Source organism: Sphingorhabdus sp. (genome assembly GCF_050921905.1).
In the GTDB taxonomy this organism is placed as follows: domain Bacteria; phylum Pseudomonadota; class Alphaproteobacteria; order Sphingomonadales; family Sphingomonadaceae; genus Sphingorhabdus_B.
In genome coordinates, this window is sequence record NZ_CP050888.1 from 387,062 (window position 1) to 401,225 (window position 14,164).

General features: G+C 55.9%; 12 protein-coding genes. 8 read left to right on the forward strand and 4 right to left on the reverse strand.

Annotated features, from left to right (window positions below; all coding sequences use genetic code 11):
- Positions 1 to 90: 90 nt before the first annotated feature.
- Positions 91 to 1,197: a phosphoribosylformylglycinamidine cyclo-ligase gene (purM, locus tag HEQ18_RS01870; protein ID WP_432815298.1), complete on the reverse strand. Its 1,107-nt coding sequence runs from the start codon at positions 1,195 to 1,197 to the stop codon at positions 91 to 93.
- Between the two features lie 61 nt (positions 1,198 to 1,258).
- On the opposite strand from purM, the gene HEQ18_RS01875 reads away from it, so the two are divergent.
- Together HEQ18_RS01875 and HEQ18_RS01880 are read left to right on the forward strand one after the other, a co-directional pair.
- Positions 1,259 to 2,314 carry a heavy-metal-associated domain-containing protein gene (locus HEQ18_RS01875; RefSeq protein WP_432815299.1) on the forward strand — a complete coding sequence of 352 codons (1,056 nt, stop codon included), beginning with the start codon at positions 1,259 to 1,261 and terminating at the stop codon, positions 2,312 to 2,314.
- A 17-nt stretch (positions 2,315 to 2,331) separates the two neighbouring features.
- Positions 2,332 to 2,916, forward strand: coding sequence for an ATPase (locus HEQ18_RS01880; protein ID WP_397604510.1), 585 nt, complete (start codon positions 2,332 to 2,334; stop codon positions 2,914 to 2,916).
- A 14-nt stretch (positions 2,917 to 2,930) separates the two neighbouring features.
- On the opposite strand, the gene rnd is transcribed toward HEQ18_RS01880, so the two are convergent.
- Positions 2,931 to 4,127 carry a ribonuclease D gene (gene rnd, locus HEQ18_RS01885; protein ID WP_432815300.1) on the reverse strand — a complete coding sequence of 399 codons (1,197 nt, stop codon included), beginning with the start codon at positions 4,125 to 4,127 and terminating at the stop codon, positions 2,931 to 2,933.
- A 94-nt stretch (positions 4,128 to 4,221) separates the two neighbouring features.
- Between rnd and aspS the strand changes: the two genes are divergently transcribed.
- The gene (gene aspS / locus HEQ18_RS01890) at positions 4,222 to 6,006 is read left to right on the forward strand and encodes an aspartate--tRNA ligase (protein WP_432815301.1); all 1,785 of its coding nucleotides are present in this window, start codon (positions 4,222 to 4,224) and stop codon (positions 6,004 to 6,006) included.
- A gap of 95 nt (positions 6,007 to 6,101) precedes the next feature.
- The gene (locus HEQ18_RS01895) at positions 6,102 to 6,887 is read left to right on the forward strand and encodes a polyphosphate kinase 2 family protein (RefSeq protein ID WP_432815302.1); all 786 of its coding nucleotides are present in this window, start codon (positions 6,102 to 6,104) and stop codon (positions 6,885 to 6,887) included.
- Here the strand turns inward: HEQ18_RS01895 and HEQ18_RS01900 are convergent.
- Together HEQ18_RS01900 and HEQ18_RS01905 are read right to left on the reverse strand one after the other, a co-directional pair.
- Positions 6,869 to 7,357 carry a GreA/GreB family elongation factor gene (locus HEQ18_RS01900; RefSeq protein ID WP_432815303.1) on the reverse strand — a complete coding sequence of 163 codons (489 nt, stop codon included), beginning with the start codon at positions 7,355 to 7,357 and terminating at the stop codon, positions 6,869 to 6,871. The two genes, HEQ18_RS01895 and HEQ18_RS01900, sit on opposite strands and share 19 nt — an antisense overlap.
- Before the next feature lie 101 nt (positions 7,358 to 7,458).
- Positions 7,459 to 9,366: a lytic transglycosylase domain-containing protein gene (locus HEQ18_RS01905; RefSeq protein ID WP_432815304.1), complete on the reverse strand. Its 1,908-nt coding sequence runs from the start codon at positions 9,364 to 9,366 to the stop codon at positions 7,459 to 7,461.
- 207 nt (positions 9,367 to 9,573) lie between these two features.
- Between HEQ18_RS01905 and dapA the strand changes: the two genes are divergently transcribed.
- The 4 genes from dapA (at position 9,574) to HEQ18_RS01925 (ending at position 14,040) form a co-directional block, all read left to right on the forward strand.
- Positions 9,574 to 10,449 (forward strand): 4-hydroxy-tetrahydrodipicolinate synthase, encoded by an 876-nt coding sequence (dapA, locus tag HEQ18_RS01910; RefSeq protein WP_432815305.1) that lies wholly within the window; start codon positions 9,574 to 9,576, stop codon positions 10,447 to 10,449.
- Positions 10,449 to 10,931 carry an SsrA-binding protein SmpB gene (gene smpB, locus HEQ18_RS01915; protein WP_125230014.1) on the forward strand — a complete coding sequence of 161 codons (483 nt, stop codon included), beginning with the start codon at positions 10,449 to 10,451 and terminating at the stop codon, positions 10,929 to 10,931. The genes dapA and smpB overlap by 1 nt, the downstream gene beginning before the upstream one ends.
- Entirely contained in the window at positions 10,928 to 11,494 is a 567-nt protein-coding gene (locus tag HEQ18_RS01920) for a DUF2062 domain-containing protein (protein WP_397606095.1), read from the forward strand. Before smpB ends, HEQ18_RS01920 begins: the two co-directional genes overlap by 4 nt.
- A gap of 137 nt (positions 11,495 to 11,631) precedes the next feature.
- The gene (locus HEQ18_RS01925) at positions 11,632 to 14,040 is read left to right on the forward strand and encodes a hybrid sensor histidine kinase/response regulator (RefSeq protein ID WP_397606096.1); all 2,409 of its coding nucleotides are present in this window, start codon (positions 11,632 to 11,634) and stop codon (positions 14,038 to 14,040) included.
- Positions 14,041 to 14,164 lie beyond the last annotated feature (124 nt).

The window sequence follows — 14,164 nt, forward strand, 5'->3', positions numbered from 1 at the left end:
GGGAGGGCCCCCACATTAAACGCTGCAAGCGAACCCTCGGTGCGCCCCACCCCTAGCCCCTGCCGCCTGCGGGAGGGGAATAAAGGCAGTTTAGCCCCCATAAGTCGCAGTCCAATCGGATTGCGCGCTCCATGTTTCGACAGAACCCGTGACGGTGCAGCCCTTGTCTCCATCTGCAATGTGACCGATGTTGAACACCGTCTCACCAGCGGTCTCAAGCGCAGTTGTCACATCCGCAACATCCGTCGGTGCCACCACAACAGCCATGCCGACACCACAGTTAAATGTGCGCGCCATTTCCTCTGGCTCAATATTGCCCTGTGCTTGCAAAAACGCCATCAGACGCGGTTGTGTCCAAGCGTCCGCGTTGACATGCGCATGAAGTCCCGCCGGCAAAATACGCGGAATATTTTCGAGCAAACCGCCGCCGGTGATATGCGCCATCGCGTGGATTTTGCCTGTGCGCACCAGAGGTAGCAACGACTTCACATAAATCCGCGTGGGCGCCATCAGCGCGTCGATCAGGATCACATTCTGGTCGAACAGAGCGGGACGATCCAGCTTCCACCCTTTGTCCGCCGCAAGTCGGCGCACCAAGGAAAAGCCGTTGGAGTGCACGCCCGAAGACGCGAGGCCCAAGATGACATCACCCGCCACAATTTTGTCGGCGGTCAGGACTTGGTCGCGTTCCACTGCGCCGACACAAAAACCGGCGAGGTCATAATCACCGTCGGAATACATGCCGGGCATTTCCGCGGTTTCGCCGCCGATCAGCGCGCATCCAGCCAGTTTGCAGCCCTTAGCGATGCTGGCCACCACCGATGTCGCGATAGCATTGTCCAGCTTACCGGTCGCATAATAATCAAGGAAAAACAGCGGTTCCGCGCCTTGCACGATCAGGTCATTTGCGCACATCGCGACCAAATCAATACCGACGCCTTCGTGCCGTCCGCACTCTATCGCCAGTTTCAGTTTTGTTCCCACACCGTCATTGGCCGCGACCAGTAACGGGTCACGAAACCCTGCTGCTTTCAAATCGAAGAACCCGCCAAATCCGCCAAGGTCCGCGTCCGCACCTGCACGACGCGTTGCTTTGGCCAGTGGCGCAATGGCGCGCACCAGGGCATTGCCGGTTTCGATGGAAACACCCGCCTTGGCGTAAGTGTAGGATTCTGGGGTTCGATCTTTTGCGTCCATTTGTCGCCGTTAGCGAGAACAGGCTTGGAATTCCACGTCTATGTCGCCTAAAGGTGCCGAGATGACAAATTTGCGCAAGAATTGGTTCCGCATTGCAGCGATTGGCTTGCCTTTGGCACTGGTCGGCGGCGGCATCGTTGTTGCGCAGATTGAGGGACCAAAGCGCGGTATTGCGCCGATTGCGAGCGGCGGCGACTTTGAAGTTACCGGCGTTTCGGTCAATGTGGTGGGCGACAACGCCTTTGAAGCACGAAAAAAGGGGTGGGAGCAGGCGCAGCGCATCGCTTGGGCGGCATTGTGGCGCAAAACCCATAATGAAGCAGGGGCTGACCTGTCCGATTCGACATTGGACGGCATCACTGCCGCCATTGTGGTGGAACGGGAACAAATTGGCCCACGCCGTTATGTCGCAAAGCTGGGCGTCCTGTTTGATCGCGCGCGTGCGGGTCAGTTGCTGGGCGTCAGCGGCGTTGCAAGGCGTTCTGCGCCTTTGATGTTGTTGCCCGTGACCTATTCTGCAGGTGCACCCACAGTGTTTGAACAGCGCACATCATGGCAGCGGAGCTGGGCCAAATTTCGTACCGCAGACAGCACGATCGATTATGTCCGCCCAAGCGGGGCAGGCGGCGAGTCGCTTTTGTTGAATGCCGGCCAACCGGAACGCCGCAGCCGCATTTGGTGGCGCACGATCCTTGACCAATTCGGTGCGGCTGACGTTATCATTCCCATTGCGCGGATTGAACGGCAATGGCCCGGTGGTCCAGTGATCGGGCGTTTCTCGGCGCGTTACGGCCCGGATAACAAGTTTTTGGGTGCATTCACGTTGCGCACATCGAGTAGCGCGGGCATTCCTGCGATGATGGATCAAGCTGTATTGCGGATGGATCAATTATTCCAATCGGCCTTCTCCTCAGGCCGCCTGCGGGCGGATGCCTCGCTGGTCCTAGAACCTGAAGTGGTTGAGGACGAGGATCTGGAAGGTGCAGTCGAAGACGCCGCGGCCGGGGATCAAATCGGCGCAACGGTGCAGGAATCCGCCGCGCCGTCGCTTGATGACGTCGTCAGATCCATTGTGCCAGAGGGGCAGGCCCCTTCCGCGCCTCAACCCCGGCCATAAGCGCATTTAGCGGGTCGATGAGTCAAATTGCCTTACCCTTGGACGAGTTGCGCAGTGGCGCGTCGTCCAGCCTCATCATTACGGATTCGAATGCGGCGGCCTTTGCCGGGCTATCCAGTGCGGCGGGCTGGGCAACGGGCTGTGCAATTCTTACAGGGCCGGCGCGCTCCGGAAAAACGCTGATGGCGCGTTATTTTTCGGGACGAAATGGTACGGTCATCGATGAAGCCGAGGCGTGTTCTGACGAAACAATTTTCAACGCGTGGAACCGTTCGCAAGAGAGCGGCGTGCCGTTATTGCTGATATCGCGTTGGCAACCTTCGGAATGGAATATTGCATTGCCCGATTTGCAGTCGCGATTAGGCGCGGCAATGTTGCTCGACATTGCGCCGCCGGATGACGAGATGATTGAACAATTACTGCAAAAACAACTCGCCGACCGGGGCGCAGCGATTAGTATCGATGCCGTAAGCTATGTGAAGCGGCGTATCGAACGCAGCTATGTGGCCATTGAAAAATTTGCGCGATCCGCAAACGCCATGGCGCTCTCGGAAAATGCGCCCGTAAATTTGACCTTGGTAAAAAAAGTTCTCGAATGCTGATCTAGGTCCTGACCCTAAGCCGGTGTTTCCCGCACCATGTCTTCTTCATGCGTTAGGGTCATCTTGAGCTTGCCATTGACCACGGCAAAGGCCAACCGTCCTTCGACAAGGTCAAGGGCATCGCGCCCGAATTGGTCAAAACGCCATCCCGTTAACACTTCAAGGTCTTCGCGCTCGCCAGCAGCCAAGCGCTCAAGCTCTTCCGTCCGCACAATCAAGCGCGGGGCTACGTTAATCTCTCGTGACCGGATTTTCAGCAATAGCTTCAACAGATCCGCGACTAACGAACCATCTTTGCCACCGCCAGGGGACGAACGGGCACGGTCTGGCAAATTTTCACGCGCCATAGGCTGGCTCGCTTCAATCACCCCGATCAGGCGCGCACCGATGTCATTGTCGCGCCATGCGGGCGAAAGACCGCGCACTTTGGGCAGGTCAGCCTGACTTTTTGGTGGATGCGCGGCGATATCGGCCAGCGTCTCATCCTTCATGATCCGTCCACGCGGGATATTCTTGCGCTGCGCCTCTTTTTCGCGCCACGCAGCCATGGCTTGAAGCCGACCAAGCACTTCGGGCTTGCGCGATTGCACCTTAATCCGTGCCCACGCGTTTTCGGGGTCATTGCGATAATTCGCGGCGTCGGAAATCCGCTCCATCTCGTCATTCAACCACGCACCGCGACCCGTCGACTTAAGCTTTTCAAGCATCATCGGAAAAATGACGGACAAATGCGTCACATCGGCAATGGCATAATCAATTTGGCGTTTATCAAGAGGACGCCGTGACCAATCGGTGAAGCGAGCGCCCTTGTCCAATTGGATGCCCATCCATAGGTCGACGAGGTTTGAGTAACCGACTTGCTCACCCTGACCCAGCGCCATGGCGGCAATTTGCGTGTCGAACATGGGGTACGGGGTTTTGCCGGTCAGGTTGAAAAATATCTCGATATCCTGCCCGCCCGCGTGGAAAACCTTCAACACATCCTCATTTTCGCACAGCAGCGCAAGCATTGGAGTTAGGTCAAGGCCCTCGGCCTTGGGGTCAATTGCCGCAGCCTCATTGGCGTCTGCCAGTTGAACCAAACATAAGTCAGGATAATAAGTGTTTTCCCGCATAAATTCGGTGTCGACCGCAATAAAAGGCGATTGTGCAAGGCGTGCGCATAATTCGGCGAGGCGTTTGCTGTCGGTGATAAGTGGATGAATCTGCATTGGGTATCGCCGTAGCACCCATTCGCGACTTGACAAAGTGCCGCTGCACTGTTGACAGGCCCGCTTTCCACAGCTTTTTTGAATTGAGTAAACAATGCACGCTTATCGTACGCACAAATGCGCTGAACTCCGCGATTCCCATGTGGGCGAAACCGTCCGCTTGTCGGGCTGGGTCCACCGTAAGCGCGACCATGGCGGTGTGTTGTTCGTCGACCTGCGCGACCATTATGGCATGACGCAGATCGTGGCCGATACCGACAGCCCCGCTTTGCCGATATTGGAGGCGTTGCGCCTTGAAAGCGTCATAACCATTGATGGCGAGGTGAAGGCCCGAAGCGCAAGCACGGTCAATGCCCATCTGCCGACCGGGCAGATTGAAGTCTTCGCCCGCAGCGTGACCGTGCTGAGCAAGTCCGAAGAACTGCCGTTGCCCGTTGCCGGTGAGCAAGAATATCCTGAAGAAACGCGTCTGAAATACCGCTTTCTCGATTTGCGCCGCGAAACGCTGCACGCCAATATCGTCAAGCGCACACAGATCATTCGCGAAACGCGCCGCCGGATGGAAGATATCGGCTTCACCGAATATTCGACACCTATCCTGACGGCATCCAGTCCCGAAGGCGCGCGCGACTTTCTTGTGCCGAGCCGAATCCACGCGGGTAAATTCTTTGCGCTGCCGCAAGCGCCACAGCAGTATAAGCAATTGTTGATGGTCGCCGGTTTCGACCGCTATTTTCAGATTGCCCCCTGTTTCCGCGATGAAGACCCGCGCGCCGACCGTTTGCCTGGCGAATTTTACCAGCTCGATCTGGAAATGAGCTTTGTCACGCAAGAAGAAATCTGGGACACAATGGAACCCGTGATGGCGGGCGTGTTTGAGGCATTTGCCGACGGCAAGAAAGTGACACCCGCAGGGCAGTTCCCGCGCATCCCGCATTCAAAGGCGATGTTAGATTACGGCACTGACAAGCCCGATTTGCGCAACCCGCTGATCATCCACGATGTTACCGATCATTTCAAAACCTCTGGCTTCGGCCTGTTTGAACGCATTGTCGAAGGCGGCGGCGTTGTCCGCGCCATTCCTGCGCCAAAGACTGCGGACAAGAGCCGTAAATTCTTCGACGATATGAACGAATGGGCGCGCAGCGAAGGTCATGCCGGACTTGGTTATGTCACCCGCAAGGGTGGCGAGTTTGGCGGCCCAATCGCCAAGAACCATGGCGAAGAGGGGATGCGCGCACTGTACGAAGCTATTGGACTTGGGCCAGACGATGGTTGCTTCTTCGCCGCTGGCAAGGAAGAGCAAGCGGCAAAGCTGGCTGGTGCGGCCCGCACGCGGACGGGCGAGCAGCTTGACCTAATTGAAAAGGACGCGTTCCGTTTTTGCTGGATCATCGACTTCCCCTTCTACGAATGGAGCGAGGAAGACAAAAAGATCGACTTTGCCCACAACCCCTTCTCCATGCCCCAAGGCGGGCTACAGGCGCTCGAAACGCAGGACCCGCTCACCATCAAGGCATATCAATATGACATGGTCTGTAACGGCTATGAGCTTGCCTCAGGCTCGATCCGGAACCAGCACCCCGATTTGATGGTCAAGGCGTTTGAACTCACGGGTTTGACGCAGGCGGATGTTGAGGCACGCTTTGGCGGCATGTATCGCGCTTTCCAATTTGGTGCGCCACCGCATGGCGGCATGGCCGCAGGTGTGGACCGGATGGTTATGCTTTTGTGCGGCGTGCAGAATTTGCGTGAAATCACGCTGTTCCCGATGAACCAGCGGGCCGAGGACTTGTTGATGGGCGCGCCGTCGCCTGCGATGGCTAAGCAGTTGCGCGAATTGAACATTCGTGTATTGGAGCAACCGCCCAAGGCCTGATTTCAGGGACAAAATTGGAAGCAGGATATGTCCCTTTTGGGGACAGATCTGCGCTTTTGCTTGTTTGTCCGCGCAATAGATGCTGGAAAGCGGGCATGTCCATTGACCTTTCCAAGTTTGAAGCCGGCAAAATTTATGACGGCATATATGACAAGGACCTGAAAAGCCTTCAGGATCGCTTGTCCGAGCTACAAGCACTGCATATCCTGCATGAAGCGCGCACCTTAATCATCTTCGAAGGCTGGGATGCCGCAGGCAAGGGCGGTGCAATTAAGCGCATGACCTCTTTGCTTGACCCGCGCTTTTATCAGGTCTTCCCGATTTCTGCGCCGACTTTAGAAGAAAAGGACAAGCATTTCCTGTGGCGCTTTTGGAACAAATTGCCGGGCAAACAGGAAATCAGCATTTGGGACAGAAGTCACTACGGCCGCGTGCTTGTGGAGCGTGTGGAGGGATTTTGCACCGAAGCCGAATGGCGGCGCGGCTATGACGAAATCAACGAATTTGAATCGCGCCAAGGCGAAATCGGCACAAAGATTATCAAGATATTCCTGCATGTGACCGCCGCAACACAAGACAAGGTTCTGATCGAACGGCTGGATGATCCAACCAAAAGGTGGAAAGTCACTGCAGAAGATTTTCGCAATCGCGAAAAGCGGGAGCAATATCTCGACGCGCTAAAGGATATGTTCAAGCGCACGCATACGCATTGGGCACCCTGGACCATTGTTGACGGCAATAATCAAAAGGCGGCGCGAATAGCGGTCCTTTCACATGTGATCGCAGAATTAGAAAAGAGCGTGCCGCAGGAATTTCCGGAGGCCGACCCAGCGGTCGTGGCGTTGGCGCAGCGGGCGATTGGCTATTCTCCCAAGGGATAGTCTATACGTAATATTTCCCATTCTTTGGGCCCAGTGGGCAAATTCACGGTTTTGACATCACCCACGCGCGCCCCGCGTAATGCGCGGGAAAGCGGTGCGTTCCAGCCTATGCGCCCGTTGCTCGCATCGGCTTCATCATCGCCAAGGATTGTGATCGTGCGCTCCACGTCATCGACGTCCGCAATCGTCACACAAGCGCCGAAGAATATGCGGCTTTGGTCCTCTTGCTTGGATGGGTCGAGTATTTGCGCGACTTTCATCTTTTTGGACAACTGACCCAATTCCCGGTCAATCGCGCGGAGCTTTTGGCGGCCATAGATATAATCGCCATTCTCGCTTCGGTCGCCATTGCCGGCGGCCCAATGGACGATTTCGACGACTGCTGGGCGGTCGATGGCGAATAATTGTTCATAGCGTTCGCGTAAGGCCGCGAATCCGGCTGGGGTGATCGGGTTGGTGCGCTCGGCCATACAACTGCCTTAGCCGTTCGGGGCGAGGAGAGTCGATAGAGCCCAGTCGTGCCGCACGACCTTGCGGTGCCTCGACTGCGCTCGATATGAAAGGTTGGATATCAACCCGGTGTCGATTTGCCCAAATAGGCGCTAAGTGGCGTGGATGACTGCACCCGTGCCTTTTCAGGGTGGAGATGGTCATACATCACCGCATTTTCCAAAACGCGGTAGACATAATCGCGGGTTTCGCTGAGCGGGATTTTTTCAATCCAGTCCATTATATCGATGCTGCCCGTGCGTGGGTCGCCATAGGCGCGAAGCCATTTGTTCACGTTACCAGGACCGCCATTATAGGCGGCAATGGCCAAGGGATAGCTTCCGTCATAATAATCGAGCATGCGCTCAATATAGGTGGCACCCAAGGCGATGTTGTAATCGGTATCAATGGTCAGCGCATCAGGACGATAGGCCATTGAGATTTTGCCCGATGTCTCCCGCGCGGTTCCGGGCATCAATTGCATCAGGCCGCGTGCTCCTGCGCGGCTGACGGCGGCGCGGTCAAACTGGCTTTCCTGACGCATGATCGCGTGGGCGAGCGTCCAGGTCTGGCTATGCGCCGCTGGAACATTGACGGTGGGGTAGCTGTTACCCAGCAAATCGGGGATGCCATCGCTGCGCGCTGCGCGACCCGCCATGACCGCTAAATCGGGACGGCCAAGCGCTTGCGACAAGCCAATTGCAGCAATATATGCGTCACGGTCATCCGCGTGGCGGGCAATGGCCCTGAAAAAATTGCTTTGGTCACGCCAGCTTCCATATTTGGCGGCCAGCGCCGCCGCCAAATGCACGGGGGGAACATTCCCGTCCGCCAGAACAGGCGGGGTAGCTGCCACGCGCGGAACTTGCGGTAAGGCACGACGCAGCTGCTCCAAAGACAACTGGCCAAAAAAGCTTTCATAATATGCCGCTGCTTGTTCATAATAAAGCGTCGCGCTTGACGGGTCGCCAGCCTTTGCTGCGGCCTTGCCCGCCCAATAAAAACCCTTTGATCGGGTTTGTGCGGTTTTTGCGGCAGTCGCATAGCGTTCGAACATGCTTACGGCATCACGTGGGCGGCCCAAACGCTCCATAGCCACCGATCCGGCCAGCCAAGTGAGGCTGGTATAGCGATCACGCGTCGGCAGATCCTGATCCGCCATGACAAGGCCAGCAGGGACGGCATCGTCCACACGCGAGGCGATGCGATATGCCACGTCATATTGGCCGTCCATTTCGGCAGCGCGGGCATGTGTTAGTAGCAATTGGTACCAATCCTTGAGGACGGGCACCGGTGCGACCAGATTCCCGCGGTTTGCAAGTAATTCGCGCACAGCAACGCCATCGCCAGCAGCGCGCATCGCGTCCGCCCGCGCCGCCAGCAGACTGGCTTCGCTATTCGCTAAAGCACCTGCCTCTTGCACCTTCAAGTCGGCATCTTGTGCCTTCATCCGCGTTGCAAGCGCAGCGACAAACGCAGGGCGACGCTGCGGCGAGGTGAATGCGATCCAACGTTCGGCGGCGCGCGTCGATCCTGACCAAAGCAGCCGGTCGATTCGTGCATCATGGTCGGCGGATGTCAGCGTGCCGCTGGCAATGCGGAAAACCCGGCCTTCATCTTCGTCGCTCAGCGCGCCACCGCGCCAAGCTTCGCGCGCTTGTGCTTCGGCACGCGCCTTGTCGCCAACGCTATCCAGCGCCAATGCAAATTTTGCGCGGCCTTCATTGGTGACTGGCGGTAAACGGTCAAAATAGGCCACTAGTTGGTTAGGGGAGTAAGACAGGGGATCTATCGCCTGTTCCGCCTTTTTGCGCATGTCGTCGGCATTTGGCCAATCGGGGTAAAGCATCAAAAATGAGGCATAATTGTGAAAGCTGAAATTCCCGGGTGCGCTTAACATTTTCCAACGCTGCAGCGCGGCGGGGATTTTGCCCTCGCTTGGGTCGTAAACGACGGGTGTAGGCAGTGGTTGTCCAGATGGCGCGGACATTTGTCCACCGCCAGTGCCGGGTTTCCATATGATCCCATCGGATTGCTGTGCGGAGGCGAGCGCAGTGAATGAAATAATGAGAGTCGATGCTGAAAGAAGATGCTTTACCATGCCGGACATATTATGGACCTCAATCTTATCAATCGCTGAACAAGCGACTATATTAAGCTTAGCGTTCAATTTGGATCAGAATGGAAGTCCTGTAATATGTTTTCCGGATCAATACCGGCTCTAGTGACTCCTTTTTGCGACGGAGCGTTTAGCGAAAAGCATTTTCGTGCGTTAATCGATTGGCAAATCGAGCAAGGGTCAAGCGCGCTTGTGCCCGCAGGAACCACTGGAGAGGCATCGACACTGTCTAACGCGGAGCATCACCGTGTCATTGAGATATGCATCGAGCAAGCCGCCGGGCGCGTGCCTGTCATCGCGGGTTGCGGTTCAAACGACACAAACAATGCTGTCCTGCACCTCAACTTTTCTAAGAAAAGCGGAGCTGCCGCTGGGCTTGTGGTAGCGCCTTATTACAACCGGCCAAATCAAGAGGGCATTTACGCGCATTTCGAACATATGACGAAAAAGAACGATCTGTCGATATTGCTCTACAATGTGCCGGCGCGCACGGTGACGGATATCAAGCCGGAAACCGTCGCCCGTCTGGCAAAGTTGCCAACCATAATCGGCATTAAGGATGCCAGTGGCGACATGCCGCGTGTCACCGACCACCGTTTGGCCTGTGGGCCGGACTTCTGTTTGTTGTCAGGTGTCGATGAACAGTCGCTCGCGTTCAACGCGGCGGGCGGCAAAGGCTGTATTTCGGTGACGGCGAATGTCGCGCCGAAGCTATGCGCAGAGTTTCAGGCGGCTTGTGCATCGGGTGACTATGATTTGGCGCGCAAGCTGAATGACAAGCTCTATCCCCTCCATTTGGCATTATTTTCTGATGCGTCGCCCGGTCCAATCAAATATGCTTTGTCTCAGGTAATCGAAGGCTTCCCGACGGAGTTGCGTTTGCCAATGACACCGCCGAGTGAGGCGAGCCGCCGTCAGGTTGATGCCGCTTTGGAGAATGCAGGTCTCATCTAATGACTCGTCCAAAGCCGGAAGCATTTAACAAGGTCAAAACGGTCGCTGAAAACCGGCGGGCGCGCTATGATTTTCATATTGATGACAAATATGAAGCTGGCATTGTCCTGACTGGTACGGAGGTAAAGTCCTTACGCTTTGGCGAGGGGTCAATTGCCGAGAGTTACGCCGAAGTTCGTGATGATCAAATTTGGCTGATTAATGCCAATATTCCTGAATTCAGTCATGGCAACCGCTTCAATCACGAACCGAAGCGCCCGCGCAAGTTGCTACTTAATGAACGTGAAATAAATAAGCTGCATGGAGCGGTTATGCGTCAAGGTATGACGCTCGTGCCGCTGTCGATTTACTTCAATGGCCGGGGCCGGGCGAAAGTGGAACTGGCTTTGGCAAAGGGCAAAAAGGCCCCAGACAAGCGTGCGACGGAAAAAGAGCGTGACTGGAAGCGCGAACAAGGACGAATTATGCGGGATCGCGGATGAGCAAATTCAACGCCTGGTTACATAAGCAAGCGCCGACTCGCGACAGTTTTGAACGCAGCCGTTTTCTGCGTCCTTTTGCGCAACGCGTTTTCCACCCGGCATTGTGGCGATTTACGCGCCGTTCGGTGCCGCGCGGCGTCGCGCTTGGCCTGCTCGTCGGCATTTTCCTGCTGATACCCGGTGTCCAAATTGCTGGCGTAGCATTATTGGCGCTGCCGTTCCGTGCCAATATTCCAATCGGCGCGGCGATGACTTTTCTCAGTATGCCAGCGACCACGCCGTTTATCCTCTTCGGGTCGATCTATGTCGGTGAATCTGTTTTGCGGTTAAACAATGGGTCCGGGCGATTTTATGAACTCATTGAAACGGCTGCGCCCTTATCTGCCTGGGGCGACTATGTCTGGAATGAAGCGCCGCTTGCACTTGTTCAGGGGATAGCTGGGCTGGCAATTATTTCGATTGTGATGGCCGCCATTGGCTATTTCATCTCCGCTTGGTTTTGGCGTTGGCGCGTAAGTGCCAAATGGCGTCGTCGGTCGAAGTCACTTCTGTCGGGCAGATGAAGTTTCGGCAAGTTCGAGGCAGAACCTGCATAGCGATCACGAAATCTTGACAAACGGTGCGATGCGTTCCAGCCCATGGTCATGGTAAACTGTGCCTTAAATCTGATCCTTGCGATTTTATCGGGTAAGGGGCCGTTTTGAACAAGATACCGTCGCCGACTGATTTTCAGATGCTTGGCGGGGATGTCGATGCCTATCCGCGGCTGGATTTTCAAAAGCTCGGGGTCGTGGTGCTGGCAACCATATTGTCGCTCACAATTATGTGGTTTTCGACGGAAAATATCATCCTGTTGGGATCATGCGCTGGAACGATAATCGCCGCGGTCGGCGTCATTCATTTTTTCCGCAGCGGACCTTCTGTCGACAGCGCGTCTGAATTGTCGGTGCCTGACTGGTCGATAACCCATGCAGCGACTCAGATGAGCAATGCTGCCATCGCGATCAGCGACCGGGCAGGCCGTTTGGTCTGCGCCAATGACCATTACACAATAGCCTTTCCGGGATTGAAAGCGCCACCAGACCTTGGCGGCGATGACGCCAATCGTGCATTGCTTGTTGCCGCAGGTCGTGCCGCATGGCGCGACGGAAGCACGGATATCGCAACGATCGTTCAAGATGGCAGAACCTTCCGCGTAAAGGTTGCTCGAGCAGGCATGGCCGATGAATATCTGTTGTGGCATTTGGCGGCGGTAGAGGAGATCGCCATTGAGCACCGCGCGATTGAGGTGATTACGGGGCGCATTGGCCGGGCGATGTCCAGCAGCGGCGTGATGGCGGTCGCCGTGAGCGCGGATGGCGCAGTGCGTGCGGCCAATGCCGCCTTTGCATTGCGCGCGACGGGCAAGGATATGGAGCCTATTCTTGGTCAGCTCTTTGCCGATTTTGTTCGAATGGATGAAAAAGGTAGCGTATACTTTGAACGCGAGGGGCGCCGGGGTTTGCCGATCCGGTTGCTGCACGTGCCTTTGAACGAAGAAAATGCCGAAAGCGCAGCGCTTTTGCTCGCGGTCGATGAAGAAGGCGTGAAAGTTGATCGCGGTTTGGCGCTGGCGCATGTGGAACAATTGCTGTCGACGCTTCCACTTGGGCTTGCGCTGGTTGATCGCGACGGACGGTTCCTGTTTGCCAATGACGCCTTCGCGCGCGTGCTTGATGTGCAGGCAGATAAATTGCCGCCTTATCCGGGCGATCTTGTCATCAACGAGGACAAAGGCGCGGTCCTTGATAGCATTCGGCGATACGGCAGCGGCGCAGTAGCTTCAGGCGATATCGCCATTCGGCTGAAGGAGCGACCCGAAGAGGTGATCGCTTTGTCGATCGCTGGCGTGCGCGGACTAGGTGAGGCTGCGGTGCTGCTCGGGCTGAAGGATAATAGCGAAGAAATTACACTGAAACGCCAAGTCGCGCAGCAGACCAAGATGGAATCCATTGGCCAGCTTGCAGGTGGAGTCGCGCATGACTTTAACAATATCCTGACTGCGATCATTGGCTATTGCGACCTGATGCTGTTGCGACATCAGCCGGGCGACAGCGATTATGACGATATCCAGCAGATTAAGAATAACTCCAACCGCGCGGCCAGCCTGACGCGCCAGTTACTGGCCTTTTCGCGTCAGCAGACCCTGCGTCCGCAAATCCTGCAACTCGCCAATGTGGTTGCCGATGTCTCCAGCCTGTTGAAGCGACTTTTGGGCGAAACCGTGCGGCTTGAGGTGCATCATGGGCGCGGCGTTGGCGCAGTGCGGGCTGACCCGGGGCAGCTTGAACAAGTTATCATCAACCTGGGTGTGAATGCGCGTGACGCTATGCCCAAGGGTGGCGTCGTTCACATCAGCACCGTCGCTGTTAGCCAAAGCGAAGTTGCCGCAATGGGTAGAGAGTTTTTGCCAATAGGTGATTATGTCCAACTGTCTGTCGAAGACAGCGGCGTTGGTATCCCGAAAGAAAATCTGTCGAAGATATTCGAACCGTTTTTCACGACCAAGGAAATGGGCAAAGGCACAGGGCTTGGCCTTTCAACGGTATACGGCATCGTCAAACAATCTGGCGGGTTTATTTTTGCAGACTCCCAACTGCAAAATGGAACGCGGTTTGACATCTTCCTGCCGGTCCACCGGGGCGAAATTCCGACGCCTGAAGTCACGAGGCGCGAATTGTCCAAGCCAAAGGACCTTTGGGGCAGTGGCCGGATCTTAATCGTTGAGGATGAGGACATGGTGCGCGCCGTGGCCGAACGGGCGCTGGTCCGGCAAGGCTATGTGGTGGAAACCGCGAACGATGGCGAACAAGCGCTTGAACTCTTCGCCGACGGGAAGCGTTACGACTTGGTCGTATCCGATGTCGTGATGCCCAATTTGGATGGGCCATCCATGGCACGGCGATTGCGCGAAAGCTATGGCGATATCCGGTTGCTGTTCATATCTGGCTATGCCGAGGAGCAATTGCGCGAAACGATCAGCCTCGACAATGTCGCTTTCTTGGCTAAGCCGTTTTCCGTCCAGCAAATTGCCGAAGCGGTTCACGACGCGCTTGCGAAGGACGATTAGATTAGATATTGAAATACAAGATGTAAATTTTTTTGTTCCACTCTTGTTCTTTTGGAACAGAAGGCGTACATAGGTGATGTTCCGACGAAGTCTTTCGGAATAGGCATGACGCTAAGGAGTGGAA

Coding starts and splice junctions, on each gene's coding strand:
- purM (WP_432815298.1), bottom strand. CDS start 1,197: ATGGACGCAAAAGATCGAACCCCAGAATCCTACACTTACGCCAAGGCG.
- HEQ18_RS01875 (WP_432815299.1), top strand. CDS start 1,259: ATGACAAATTTGCGCAAGAATTGGTTCCGCATTGCAGCGATTGGCTTG.
- HEQ18_RS01880 (WP_397604510.1), top strand. CDS start 2,332: ATGAGTCAAATTGCCTTACCCTTGGACGAGTTGCGCAGTGGCGCGTCG.
- rnd (WP_432815300.1), bottom strand. CDS start 4,127: ATGCAGATTCATCCACTTATCACCGACAGCAAACGCCTCGCCGAATTA.
- aspS (WP_432815301.1), top strand. CDS start 4,222: ATGCACGCTTATCGTACGCACAAATGCGCTGAACTCCGCGATTCCCAT.
- HEQ18_RS01895 (WP_432815302.1), top strand. CDS start 6,102: ATGTCCATTGACCTTTCCAAGTTTGAAGCCGGCAAAATTTATGACGGC.
- HEQ18_RS01900 (WP_432815303.1), bottom strand. CDS start 7,357: ATGGCCGAGCGCACCAACCCGATCACCCCAGCCGGATTCGCGGCCTTA.
- HEQ18_RS01905 (WP_432815304.1), bottom strand. CDS start 9,366: ATGTCCGCGCCATCTGGACAACCACTGCCTACACCCGTCGTTTACGAC.
- dapA (WP_432815305.1), top strand. CDS start 9,574: ATGTTTTCCGGATCAATACCGGCTCTAGTGACTCCTTTTTGCGACGGA.
- smpB (WP_125230014.1), top strand. CDS start 10,449: ATGACTCGTCCAAAGCCGGAAGCATTTAACAAGGTCAAAACGGTCGCT.
- HEQ18_RS01920 (WP_397606095.1), top strand. CDS start 10,928: ATGAGCAAATTCAACGCCTGGTTACATAAGCAAGCGCCGACTCGCGAC.